This window comes from Chroococcidiopsis sp. [FACHB-1243], from assembly GCF_014696895.1.
Taxonomy (GTDB): Bacteria; Cyanobacteriota; Cyanobacteriia; order Cyanobacteriales; family Chroococcidiopsidaceae; genus Chroococcidiopsis.
On the sequence record NZ_JACJQX010000010.1, the window covers coordinates 113,661 to 126,858 of the forward strand.

General features: G+C 49.2%; 10 protein-coding genes. 1 reads left to right on the forward strand and 9 read right to left on the reverse strand.

Annotation, left to right across the window (positions count from 1 at the left end; all coding sequences use genetic code 11):
* Positions 1-6: 6 nt before the first annotated feature.
* The 8 genes from H6G17_RS09765 to H6G17_RS09800 all read right to left on the reverse strand — a co-directional run bounded on the left by H6G17_RS09765 (position 7) and on the right by H6G17_RS09800 (position 9,549).
* On the reverse strand, positions 7-1,371 hold the full coding sequence (locus H6G17_RS09765) for an FMN-binding glutamate synthase family protein (protein WP_192156599.1): 1,365 nt from the start codon (positions 1,369-1,371) through the stop codon (positions 7-9).
* A 134-nt stretch (positions 1,372-1,505) separates the two neighbouring features.
* Positions 1,506-2,186 carry a protein glxC gene (locus H6G17_RS09770; RefSeq protein WP_192156601.1) on the reverse strand — a complete coding sequence of 227 codons (681 nt, stop codon included), beginning with the start codon at positions 2,184-2,186 and terminating at the stop codon, positions 1,506-1,508.
* Positions 2,187-2,188: 2 nt separating this feature from the next.
* A complete protein-coding gene (locus H6G17_RS09775; protein ID WP_192156603.1) occupies positions 2,189-3,079 on the reverse strand; it encodes a class II glutamine amidotransferase in 891 nt (296 codons plus the stop codon).
* Between the two features lie 20 nt (positions 3,080-3,099).
* Positions 3,100-4,428 (reverse strand): type III glutamate--ammonia ligase, encoded by a 1,329-nt coding sequence (glnT, locus tag H6G17_RS09780; RefSeq protein WP_192156605.1) that lies wholly within the window; start codon positions 4,426-4,428, stop codon positions 3,100-3,102.
* A 56-nt stretch (positions 4,429-4,484) separates the two neighbouring features.
* Entirely contained in the window at positions 4,485-5,138 is a 654-nt protein-coding gene (locus tag H6G17_RS09785) for a methylglutamate dehydrogenase (RefSeq protein WP_192156607.1), read from the reverse strand.
* Positions 5,135-8,038 (reverse strand): FAD-dependent oxidoreductase, encoded by a 2,904-nt coding sequence (locus H6G17_RS09790; RefSeq protein WP_192156609.1) that lies wholly within the window; start codon positions 8,036-8,038, stop codon positions 5,135-5,137. Before H6G17_RS09790 ends, H6G17_RS09785 begins: the two co-directional genes overlap by 4 nt.
* 9 nt (positions 8,039-8,047) lie before the next feature.
* A complete protein-coding gene (locus tag H6G17_RS09795; protein ID WP_192156611.1) occupies positions 8,048-8,305 on the reverse strand; it encodes a sarcosine oxidase subunit delta in 258 nt (85 codons plus the stop codon).
* Positions 8,306-8,307: 2 nt separating this feature from the next.
* On the reverse strand, positions 8,308-9,549 hold the full coding sequence (locus tag H6G17_RS09800; protein ID WP_192156613.1) for an FAD-dependent oxidoreductase: 1,242 nt from the start codon (positions 9,547-9,549) through the stop codon (positions 8,308-8,310).
* Positions 9,550-9,699: 150 nt separating this feature from the next.
* On the opposite strand from H6G17_RS09800, the gene H6G17_RS09805 reads away from it, so the two are divergent.
* On the forward strand, positions 9,700-10,344 hold the full coding sequence (locus H6G17_RS09805) for an XRE family transcriptional regulator (protein WP_192156615.1): 645 nt from the start codon (positions 9,700-9,702) through the stop codon (positions 10,342-10,344).
* A 79-nt stretch (positions 10,345-10,423) separates the two neighbouring features.
* On the opposite strand, the gene clpB is transcribed toward H6G17_RS09805, so the two are convergent.
* Positions 10,424-13,051, reverse strand: a complete 2,628-nt coding sequence (gene clpB, locus H6G17_RS09810) for an ATP-dependent chaperone ClpB (RefSeq protein WP_192156617.1) — start codon at positions 13,049-13,051, stop codon at positions 10,424-10,426.
* Between the last annotated feature and the right edge of the window lie 147 nt (positions 13,052-13,198).

The window sequence follows — 13,198 nt, forward strand, 5'->3', positions numbered from 1 at the left end:
CGGAGACTACATAGGTTGAACGCCAGGAATCCAGTCTGTTCCTGCCAGGGGAAGACGTGCCATAGCAGCAGCTTCGATCGTCAACGCGACTAGATCCTCCCGTTCTAAGTGATGCACGTTTTGCTTACCGCAAGCACGGGCGATCGTGGTTAGTTCCATATTCAGAGTTTGCAGATAGTTTTTGACTCGACGAGCGCCAACTTCTGGTTCCAAGCGTTTCTCCAAAATTTCGTCTTGGGTTGTCACTCCCACGGGACACTTTCCGGTATGGCAGTGGTGGCAGTAACCTGGTGCTGTGCCGATCGCCGTATAGTCTTCGATTGCCGAATGATGCGTCTCATTTTGCACGTAAGTCTCGCTATTGCAGCCTAACGCCATTAAAATTGCTTGACCGATTGAAACCGCATCTGCACCCATCGCGATCGCTTTGGCAACATCGGCTCCCGTGCGAATGCCACCTGAAACGATCAGTTGTACTTCACCTTTCATATTCATATCTTCCAGGGCATCTACCGCCTGCCGCACTGCTGCTAGGGTGGGAATGCCAACGTGTTCGATAAACACGGTTTGCGTCGCCGCAGTCCCCCCTTGCATTCCATCAACAACCACGACATCCGCTCCGGCATGAACCGCCAGCTTGACATCGTTAAAAGTTCGTGACGCACCCACTTTAACAAAAATCGGTTTTTCCCAATCGGTCAATTCGCGTAATTGCTGAATTTTGATGGTTAAATCGTCGGGACCCGTCCAATCGGGATGACGACAGGCAGAGCGCTGATCGACTCCCTCTGGTAAAGTCCGCATTTGGGCAACTCTGGGATTAATCTTCTGTCCGAGTAACATCCCGCCACCACCTGGTTTTGCTCCCTGACCCACAACAATTTCGATCGCATCTGCTTTGCGCACGTCGTCAGGGTTGAAGCCGTAGCGAGAAGGCAGACATTGATAAATTAAGGTTTTTGAAGACAGCCGTTCCTCCGGTGTCATGCCACCATCCCCAGTCGTGGTAGAAGTTCCGACTGCGGTTGCCGCACGTCCCAGGGCTTCCTTGACATTAGCCGATAGCGAGCCAAAACTCATTCCCGCGATCGTGATGGGAATCTCCAATTCGAGCGGTTTCTTGGCGTAGCGAGTGCCGAGAATTGTCTTGGTAGTGCATTTTTCCCGATAGCCTTCCAACGGATAACGGGACATGGACGCACCCAGAAACACCAGATCGTCAAAATGCGGCAACCGACGTTTTGCGCCCAAACCGCGAATTTCGTACAGACCGTGTGCCGCTGCGTTTTGAATGTAGTTGAGGATGCGGCGATCGTAACCCCAGGATTCTTCGCGAGAGATAGATTGATGCGATTGAGACGGCAAATTCATGATTAAGACTCTAATTTAACGATGGGTGGTAATTGGTAATGGGTAATTGGTAATGGGTAATTGGTAGTTTTTTCTCCCTTGTCTTCCTTGTCTCCCCCCTGCTCCCTACTCCCTTTCCCCCTGCTCCCTACTCCCTACTCCCTTTCTTCATTCCAGTGATAGAGTTGCTTGGCGGAAGCAACCCGTTGGAAATCTTGGGGATTGTATGAAAAACTAGCTTTTGCCAATAGCTCGGCTACCGTCACATAATCGGCTTCAGACATGGGTTCGAGTTGAGCATCAGCACCGAGCGATTTAATCTCGCCTCGGACGTAAATTACGGCTTCGTAAAGCGAATCTCCCAGTGCTTCCCCTGCATTCCCACAAACTACAATCCGTCCAGCTTGTGCCATGAATGCGGCAAAGCTGCCCACACTGCCACCGACAACAATATCTGCTCCTTTGAGCGAAATGCCGCAACGCAGGCTGGCATCACCATCAATAACTAATAACCCCCCGTGGGCGGAGGCTCCAGCAGAAACCGAGGCAAAGCCTTTGACATGCACCCGACCGGACATCATGTTTTCAGCAACACCCGTTCCCACATTCCCGGCGATCGTCACGTTGGCTAGCTGGTTCATGCTTGCCGCATAGTAGCCTGCATGACCGAGAATTTTCACCTCAACTGGAGCATTCAATCCCACCGCAATATTATGCGCTCCATCGGGGTTGAGAATCTCGATCGCTTGTCCCCCAGTTTGAGTCAGGTTGTGATGCAGGTAGTGATTGACTGCGCGTAGTGGAGTTTGGGCGAGGTCGAATGTCACCTTTTCCATAGTTACACCGTCCATACGTATAACTCTTCCGGTGCGGGTTCATATAGGTGAGCGTTTTTCACATCGGGTAGGTGAGCTAGAGAGCGAAATTCAGAAGCGATCGCTACGTAATTATCAGTTTCCGCCACAACTGCTGGTTTACAAGCAAAGGCATCTCGCACTAAAGCAAGTTTGTCTGCCGTTCCCATCAGAAACGTGTAAAAGCCGTCTAACTCCTCAAAACCCTGTTTGATTGCAGTCTCTAGATCGTCTCCTTCCCGCATCCGCCATTCCAAAAAGCGACAAGCAGCTTCCGTGTCGTTGTCGGTTTCAAAGTGAATCCCAAGCGGTTCTAAGCGACGACGAATCGAATAAGGATTGGAAAGGGAACCGTTATGTACTAAGCAAAAATCTTCACCTGCCGTAAACGGGTGTGCGCGATCGGGAGTCACCGCCGATTCTGTTGCCATTCGGGTATGGGCGATCGCGTGGGAACCTTTCAGCGTTGAGAAACTATAGCGATCGGCTACCATCGCTGGTTTTCCCGTGTCTTTGTAGAGATCGATCGTCCGACCTGTTGATAACAGGTGCAGGTTTGGATGTTTTGCTTTGAGCCATTGCTTGACGCGATCGGGTTCTCGATCCGAAATTAGCACTGCCCGATTGCCATCGATCTGAATCTCAGGTGTAGTCCCGAAAACAGCTTGAAACGATCGCCTCAAATCCCAATCGAATTTATCTTTGGAATAGAGGCTGTATTTGCGATGCGGCTCTGGCAGGGTAGCAGTAAATATAGCAAGTCCGGCAGAATCGGGTCCGCGATCGCTCATGCCAATCAGCATGGGAACTATGAGTTCGCCGAGCAATTCTCGCCATTCTGGTTTTTTAATTAGTAGTCCGACAATTCCACACACGATTGCACCTAATTTATTTACTAAAAAAACTCCAAATAACGTTCCACTTCCCACTGCGAAACATGACGCATATATTCCACCCATTCCATTCGTTTCAAGTTAATAAATTCATCTGCTAGCACCCCCAACGCACCTTTGATGACTTCATCTGATTCCAGAGCGGCGATCGCTTCGTGTAAACTCTGGGGTAAAGTGCGAATACCCTTATCTTTAAGGTCTACCTCCGATAAATCGTACAAATTCAAGTTATAGGGTTCGCCAGGATCGATTTCTTTATCAATGCCATCTAATCCAGCGGCGATCGCGGCAGCAGTAGCAAGATAAGGATTGCAGGAGCCATCGGCAAGGCGCAGTTCTAAACGTCCGCTGGGAATTCGTACCATGCTGGAACGGTTGTTGTCGCCGTAGGTGATGTAAGCTGGCGCCCAAGTTGCACCGCTGAGCGATCGCCCCACGACGAGCCGCTTATAGGAATTAATCGTTGGGGCGCAGATGGCTGTGAGTGCTTCGGCATGAGCGAGTAAACCACCCAGGAAATGATATGCCAGTTTCGAGAGTCCTAAATGGCGCGAGTCGCTGTCGTCAGCAAACAGATTCGAGCTGCCATCGCTTATGGACATATGAATGTGCATTCCCGTACCCGTGCGATTGGCAAACGGTTTCGGCATGAACGAGCAAATTAGTCCCAGTTCTTTAGCAATTTCTGACGCTGCCATTTTGAAAAAGATGTAGCGATCGGCAGTCGTGAGGCAGTCGGTGTAGGTATAGTTAATCTCAAACTGCCCGTTAGCATCTTCGTGGTCGATTTGATAAATGTCAAACTCAGCCGCTTGCAGGTGAGTGACGAGTTTTTCTAAAAAAACCGCACTGCGCGACAATCCGCGAAAGTCATAGCAGGGTTTCTCTAAGGTATCGGTAGCATCAAACGGGTGAATCTGCCCCCGTTCGTCTTTACGGAGTAAGGCAAATTCTGGCTCGACTCCGGTATTAAGCGTCCAGCCTCGCTGCTGCAATCGCTCGATCTGCTGCATCAAGATATAACGAGCATCGTAGGGGTAAGGTTCGCCTTGAACGTGACCGACACAAGCAATCCGCGCAAATCCAGGCATCCAGGGGACGAGCGATAGAGTTGAGAGATCGCCAACTGCCATATAATCAGGACTGTGCGGCTCCATACCCAATCCCCACACCGCAAATCCGGCGAATCCGGCTCCTGGATGCAAAATATCTTCAAAGTGAGCCACGGGTACGGCTTTCGTTTTCGCAACCCCGTGAATATCGACAAATTGCGCCAGCACGAACTTGACTTGATGCGATTCGAGAAATGTTTTGGCTGCTGCTAAATTCATCCGATTGGCTCCAGGTTGACTCGATCTGTTCAAATTTCATGAATAGAGTAGCTTTGTCACAAAAATGATTCTGTACCGATCGCGCCACCTCCTAACTCTGTAGCAATTTGAACCAGGGTTTGCCAAAAATACGTGTCAAACGTGCGATCGCACCAGATGCGAACGCATAACTTTCTCTCGATGTCAAGCGGAATAACAGTGACTGTGACACCAATTGCATTAGTCAAAACGACCGGGCGATCGCCAAGCGATAATGCCTGAAAATTAAAGCTACAGGTTTGGCGTAAAAGCTCGTTGACGCGATCGCCCACTAGTCCTAAAGCGAGATCTTGCCGTAAAACTGGGTAAACTTTCGCGGGAGGAGACTTACAGGCAGTTGCTAACTGGGGAGCGATCGCGCTGTTGATGCTATCTTCGATTAGAAATTCTGTCAGTCCCAACCGAGCAATAATCCCACCTTCGGGTAAGGGATACCAAGTATTCGGGCGATCGGGAATTGGCAGTCCCCACTCAGCTAACCATTGGGCTGCATTCGCTCCTTTCACACCAAAGCGAGTCAAAAATGACAGATCGGCAATCCCTAACACAGAAACAGACTGGCGATCGCCTGGTAGCGTGACTAAGGAGGGCATACCGTTAATGTCGCGCCACGCACCGTTAAGCGACTGGAGTGAATCGTGAATTGGACTCAGACGTAAGGGAGTATTCATGCGATCGCCTCCTGACGTTGTGCCGTTTCCTGCTGGCGTTGGTTTTCAGGGTCGTAGAATGGTGTGGGGCTGACTGTTGCCGTCACGGTCGAGCTATTCGATAGACGAATCGAAATGCGATCGGCGATCGCTGCTAGTTCTGGTTTGACGTAGGCAAGTCCGATATACTGCTGAAGCGTGGAACTGAAAGCAATACTGGTAACGCGACCTGCAATTTCACCGCGATCGATGACCAAATGACATTCTTGCGGTGCAGTTCCCTGAAAGTTGGGGTCGAGCGTAAAACCGACTAACTTTTGCGCGATCGGTCGTCTAGCAATGGCTTGCAGGCTGCGCTGACCGATGAAAAATGGCTTATCCATTTTCACCGCCCATCCTAAACTAGTCTCCCTCGGAGTTGTCAAACCATCGGTATCTTGACCGACAATCAAATGTCCTTTTTCCAGCCGTAATAGCCGCTGTGCTTCCACGCCAAAGGGAGCAATCTCGTAAGCCTTACCTGCGGCAAAAAGAGCATCCCAGAGAGCCGGAGCCGACTCAGCCGCGACGTGAATTTCGTAACCCCACTCGCCCACAAAACCAACTCGGATTAAAATTGCTTCAATTCCCGCCACCAATGCTTCTCGTACTGCTAGATAGGGAAAAGCAGCACTGGAAAGATCGCAATCCGTCAGTTGTGCCAAGACATCGCGAGCATAAACTCCAGCAAGGTTAATTGCCGATCGCGCTCCAGTTAAATTTACTAAGCCGCAATCTAACCCCCACATTGTATTCAGCCGCGATAGTTCTCGATAAATCGCCGTTGCACCGGAAGTCGTCGTCGTGAAATAAAAATGCTCGGCTCCGAGTCGCGCGATTACACCATCGTCAATAATTATGCCTGTCTCGTCTAGCATCAGTGCATAGCGCGACATTCCCAATTTCAAATTGCTGTAGCGTCCAGTGTAAACTCGCTCTAAAAACTCGGCAGCATCCGCCCCGCGCAATTCTAATTTTCCTAACGTCCCAACATCGATCGCACCTACGCGAGTCCGCACGGCTTTCACTTCAGCCCGAATGCAATCTTCACGGCTTTTTCCAGGTTGAGTGTAGTATTCAGGTCGTCGCCATGCCCCTGCCAGCATAAACTCAGCACCCAAGGCAGCATGACGACTATGCAAAGGAGTATAGCCCTCTGGAGTAAAGCCCCGTCCGGCTAAGTGCGATAGGGGAACTGGATGAAAGAACGGGCGAGCAGTGGTTGTACCCACTTCAGCAGGAGATTTTCCCGTAATGCGTGCCAAAATTCGCAATGCATTCATGTTAGAGTGCTTACCCTGGCTCGGTCCCATGCCTACGGTGGTAAATCGCTTTAGCAATTCAATATTGTCAAATCCTTCCTGAATCGCATTGGGAAAATCTTTGAGCTGAAGATCTTCATCAAAATCGACAAAATTCTTACCCGCCGGATGTTCCACGATCGCCCACGGATGTGAGGGGGATTCTGAACCAGAAGCGACGGCGATTTCGACTGGTTCTGTCAATCCCAGAAATGCAGCAGCCTCTAATCCCGCCCGACGACCATCGAGTAGCTTGCGATCGCACTCGTACACGCCATTCACCCGCCCGCAGGCAAACACGCCTGTAGGTAAGCGACCGGGAACAAACTGTTGCAAGCCGTTATCGAAGCGCATTTTTGTGCCTGCCTGGTAGAGCAAATTTGCCGCGCCTGCCCAGCCGACACTCATAATAATCCCATCGCTGGCGATCGCTTGTTTGAATTTTTTTTGTGGTTTGCCGTTGACATCGAGGGGACAAATTACCGCACCCGAAACGCCGTCGCTTGCCGGATTCGTCTTGGCTTCGTAAATACAATGACTGGTAAAAATGGGAATACCGAGCGCTTGTAAGGCTTGAGTTGTTGGGTTAGTCGTGTAAGTCGGACGTAAATCCGCGATCGCCTTCACCTCAACGCCATGCTTTGCTAAATCTAAGGCAGCCTGATAACCATCACTATTTGCTGTCAATACTACGGCTCGCTGCATTGGTTTTACGGCATAGCGATAAATCAATTGTTGTGCTGCCGAGGCTAACATCACCCCTGGTAAATCGTTATTGCGAAATACCGCAGGCTGTTCGTAGGCTCCATTTGCCATAACGATCGCTTCTGCCCGCATTTTAGTCAGGCGTTCTCGATCGACCAATGGAATCCAGTTATCCGCGTAATACGCAGCAGCTACAGTTTCGGTGTAAAGACGGATGCGATCGCAATTTTTAACTGCTTCCACTAGTTCTTGCGTCTGCGGCGATCGTTCGCTAGAACCGCCTGCCCTGGCATTCTCATCCACAATCACTACATTTGCCCCTGCATCGGCTGCGGCTAACCCTGCTGACAATCCTGCCACACCTGCGCCAATGACTAGCACGTCGCAAAAATCATACTGCTTTGCCGTGCGAATATGCGGTGTAGAGAAATCGACTTTGCCCAATCCGCTTAGATTGCGAATCGTGCGTTCCCACAAGGGAAACAGTCGTCTATTGTGAAAGGCTTTGTAGTAAAATCCAACTGGGAGGAATGGCGAGAAAAAATCTAAAATGCTGTGGCGATCGCCCATCACCCCACCATTCGTATTTACCGCATACAGAGACATTCCCGTCTCTAATGGCGTGACATCGGCTCGGATGCTGAGCTGTTGCCCATTTTGCATCAAAGCATTAACATCGTGACTCGCCAAACTCAAAATTCCGCGCGGACGGTGGTATTTGAAACTGCGTCCCAGTACTCGTTGTCCAGCAGCCCATAACGCACTAGCGATCGTGTCTCCGGCATAACCCCAAAAGCGATTTCCTTCAAAGGTGAAATCAATTCGCTGGCTGCGATCGATCCATTCACCGGAGATGGGTGGCAGGCGATTACTCATGCAACCTCCTCACCGGATAAATAGATATAAGTAGGTACGCAAGACCTCATCAGTCAGCGTATTTCGCTCTGCAATAAACCAGGTATTACTTGGCGTATGACACCACCATTCCTGTTTAACTCCAGGTACGCTATTGCGATTAAATACGTACTCTGCCCACGTTTGGTCGTCAACTGTTTGCGGATCGGGCATGGAGCGAACTTCTCCGCCACAGATAAACTCAGAAATCGGTCTTGTCCCGTTAATCGGACAGGTCATCATTTTCATCGTTAATGCCCCACTGATGCTGCACCCTTTTCACCCACCAACGCATAATTTTTAAATCGATCGAGAGAGAATTTTGCAATTAATTCGTGAGTGCGATCGCTCGCCACAGTATACGCCATCGTTTTGCCACACACCGGAGTTGCCTTAAAGCCCCAAGTCCCCCAACCAGCATCGAGATAAAACCCCGCGATCGCGGTTTTACCCATAATTGGCGCAAAGTCAGGTGTCATATCTGCCATACCTGCCCATTGCCGCACGATCTTGACGTGTGAGAGAAATGGAAAGAGTTCCAGCATATGCGCTGCTAATCCCTCTACAAAATCCAAGGTCGATCGCGTGGAATGTAATTCATAAGGGTCGAGAGAGGCTCCCATGACTAACTCCCCGCGTGCGGTTTGACTAACGTAGACGTGCAGGCTACCCGAAACAATAATCGGATCGAGCCAAGGTTTCATTGGTTCGCTGACCATTGCTTGCAGTGGATGGACGTAAAGAGGCGATCGCAGTCCTACCATTTGCAAGAGGCGCGGTGTAAATCCGGCAACTGCACACAGCACCCGTGGTGTAGAAATAGTCCCTTTGCTGGTTTGTACTCCCGTCACTTTGCCCGATTCAACTTGAATACCCAAAACTTCGGTTTGCTGGTGAATCTCGACTCCCCGCCGATCCGCGCCGCGACCGTAACCCCACGCCACAGCATCGTGACGGGCAATGCTCCCGGGTGCGTGATAGAGTGCACCCATCACTGGAGCCTTGCCACCACACGTCAAATCCATGTGCGGACAAGCTTTTTTAATTTCATCCGGCTCGACTAATTCGCTCTCAATGCCAAAATGCTTGTTAACCTCCGCCCGCCAGCGCATCGTTCTTACCGCAGAGTCAGTATGAGCGAGCGTGAAATGTCCTCGCGTGGAATAAAACAAATTCAGGTCGAAATCCTGCGCTAAATCTTGCCAGAGTCGCACCGATTCATCGTAAAATTTTACGCCTTCTGGGGTGAGATAGTTGGAGCGAATAATCGTCGTGTTGCGTCCCGTATTTCCGCCGCCAAGATAACCTTTTTCTAACACGGCAATATCGGTCATGCCATAATCTCGCGCCAGATAATAAGCGGCTGCCAGTCCGTGTCCGCCTGCACCAATGATGACAGCATCGTAGCTCGATTTGAGGCGATCGCGATGGCGGAACATTGCGGGTTCTGGATGCTGCTTCGCCAGCGCAAATTTCAGCAGATTTAAAGGCATCTTAAGTTTCCTGACAGGAAGCTTTGCTGAATATCATGCATCAAAGATTTCTGAGTGTCAACAAAGTTTCCTGCTATGATTCAAAACGATGCAGGGTGAAATGGTAGTCAGCGTTTCTCTATACTGCTCCTAATACTGTGAGGTAAGCGCATGACAGATGCCACAGCAAATGGACTGGAGCGTTCCCAAGTACCAGCCGTCGATCCGCTCGAACGCTACATTGGCAGTACGATTCGAGAAATGCGTCAAAAACTCGGACTCACCATTGCCGAAATTTCGGAGCAGACGGGAATTTCGCGGGGGATGTTGTCCAAGATTGAAAACGCTCAAACTGCTACGAGTTTGGAAACATTGACCAAAATTGCCCGTGCTCTAGGCATTTCTCTGTCAGCCTTCTTTCGCAATTACGACGTACCCACAGGCAGCGCCCAGCATGTGAAAAACGGTGAAGGGATGGAAGTGGTGCGTCGCGGTACAAAGCGAGGACATACCTATCACCTGCTGGCATACGATCGCGGTTCGACAAAACTATTTGAGCCTTTTGCGATCGCTATGGATGACGCTTCCGAAGTGTTTCCCACCTTCGAGCATCCTGGGGTTGAATTCATTTATATGCTGGAAGGAAAGCTTGAATATCGTCACGGACAATCAACTTACTTGCTAGAACCTGGTGACGCATTGACTTTTCGCGGTGATATTCCTCATGGTCCTGAAAAACTGATCGAGTTACCGATTCGCTTTCTTGCCATAATTCACTATGCCACACCTGATGGCGATCGCATGAGTAGGGAGTAGGGAGCAGTGATGTACAGAAAAAAACTCGACCTTATAGGACAAGTGTAAAAAAATAGGTGGGCAAATGCCCACCTATTAATTAATTAGATTGCGTTGTCAATATCTCCACGGGCAAACGCTTAAAAGCAAGACGTTCGTTTTCCACATCGACAAAAATCGTATCGCCATCATTGAATTCATTCCGCAGAATTGATTTAGCAATTTGCGTTTCCAATTCCCGCTGAATTGCCCGTTTTAAAGGACGCGCACCAAATACGGGATCGTAACCTACTTCTGCCAAGAAATCTAAAGCAGCATCAGAAAGACGCAACGACATCTTGCGATCGCCCAGTCTTTGTTCCAGTCGCTGAATTTGCAACTTGACAATCTGCCGCAATTCTTGTACTTGTAGAGCGTGGAAAATAATGATCTCGTCAATTCGGTTGAGAAATTCTGGACGGAAACTGTTGCGCATTGCTTCCATCACTCGACTGCGCATTTCTTCATAACGCGAGTCATCCCCGGCAATATCTAAAATGTATTGCGAACCGATGTTGCTGGTCATAATCACAATGGTATTCTTGAAATCCACCGTATGACCTTGAGCATCCGTCACCCTACCGTCATCCAAAATTTGCAGCATGACGTTGAAAACATCTGGGTGTGCTTTTTCGATTTCGTCAAATAGCACTATAGAATACGGACGACGGCGAATCGCTTCAGTGAGTTGTCCCCCTTCGTCATAACCTACGTAACCAGGAGGCGCGCCAATTAAACGCGATACGGCGTGTTTCTCCATGTACTCAGACATATCGATCCGTACCAACGCCTCTTCGGTGTCGAAGAGATATGCGGCTAAAGCCTTGGCGAGTTCGGTCTTGCCTACACCCGTGGGACCGAGGAAAATAAAACTAGCAATTGGACGATTCGGATCGGCTAACCCAGCACGCGATCGCTGAATCGCATCAGCCACAGCCGTAACTGCTTCGTTCTGTCCGATAACGCGATGGTGCAGTTCGTCTTCTAAGTTGAGTAGTTTTTCTTTCTCAGTTTCTACCAATTTACTGATTGGAATACCCGTCCACTTAGAAATAACTTCAGCAATATCGGCTTCGGTGACTTCCTCCCGCAGCAGCGATTTACCTGTTGTTTGCGTTTGGGTTAACTGACTTTCAGCAGCTTCTAACTGTCGATGCAGATCGGTCAATTTGCCATATTTTAATTCTGCCGCTTTATTGAGATCGTAATCTCTTTCTGCTTGCTGAATTTCGACATTGACGCGATCGATCTCTTCTTTAACAGACTGAATTTTATTAATAACATCCTTTTCAGACTGCCATTGAGCGTTAAGCGCCGCTTGTTCTTCCTTGAGATCGGCAAGTTCTTTTTCTAACCGTCCTAACCTTTCTCTCGAAGCCGGATCGCTTTCTTTTTCTAAAGATAAGCGTTCCATTTCTAATTGCAAAATCTTGCGATCAATCTCGTCTAATTCTTCCGGCTTCGAGGTAATTTCCATTTTCAGCCGCGCCGCCGCTTCGTCTACCAAGTCAATTGCTTTGTCGGGTAAAAAGCGATCGCTAATGTACCGATTTGACAGAGTAGCCGCTGCAACCACAGCACTATCGGAAATTCTCACCCCGTGGTGAACTTCATACCTTTCTTTCAAACCGCGCAGAATCGAAATTGTATCTTCGACGCTGGGTTGATCGACATAGACTTGTTGAAAACGCCGTTCTAACGCTGCATCTTTTTCAATATATTTGCGGTATTCATCTAAAGTTGTCGCCCCAATACAACGCAGTTCGCCCCGCGCCAGCATTGGTTTGAGCAAGTTTCCTGCATCCATTGCCCCTTGGGTAGCACCCGCACCGACAACGGTGTGAATTTCGTCGATAAATAGGACGATATTACCTTTAGACTCGGTAACTTCTTTTAATACCGCTTTCAAGCGTTCTTCAAACTCACCCCGAAACTTCGCCCCTGCAATTAATGCTCCCATATCTAAGGCGATTAACTTGCGGTCTTTGAGCGACTGGGGTACGTCACCAGCGACAATTCGCTGTGCTAAGCCTTCTGCGATCGCAGTTTTACCAACACCAGGTTCACCAATTAGTACGGGGTTATTTTTAGTGCGGCGAGACAAAATTTGGACTGTGCGGCGAATTTCATCGTCTCGTCCAATTACAGGATCGAGCTTACCTTGACGAGCCGCTTCCGTTAAGTCGCGTCCGTACTTTTCGAGTGCTTCATATTTGCCTTCTGGGTTTTGGTCGGTCACTTTCTGATTTCCACGCACTTGCTTAATTGTATTTTTTAGTTTGTTTTCGTCTAACCCAAACTCTTGAAATAAACTCCTACCGAAGCGATCGTCCTTAGCGTAGGCTAACAACAAATGCTCGATCGAAATGTATTCGTCAGCAAATTCCTGACGGTAAGTATCGGCTCTATCTAATAGGGTGTCGAGGCTGCGTCCTAGATAAACAGAGCTAACGCTACCAGAAAGTTTGGGCTGACGTTGAATAAATTGCTCGGTGCGTTCGCGTAATTTTGTGACATTAACACCAGCTTTATTAAAAATACTACTTGCCAGCCCTTCCTGTTCCAGCAGCGCTTTCATTAAGTGTTCGCTTTCAATTTGCTGCTGTGGAACGGCTTTAGCAATATCTGGGGTATGGGCGATCGCTTCCCAGGCTTTTTCGGTAAATTGATTGGGATTAGTGGGTTGCATCCGTTACTGTCCCCTCCGCTAAAATCTACTAACCATTAGAGCTATTTCTGGCTCATGCCTCCCTCTATCGTCATTGTAGAAATACAGACATGGGATGCAAGATCGGTGTTTACGCAATCCATACGGGGTATTCCCGAATGGTTAGTG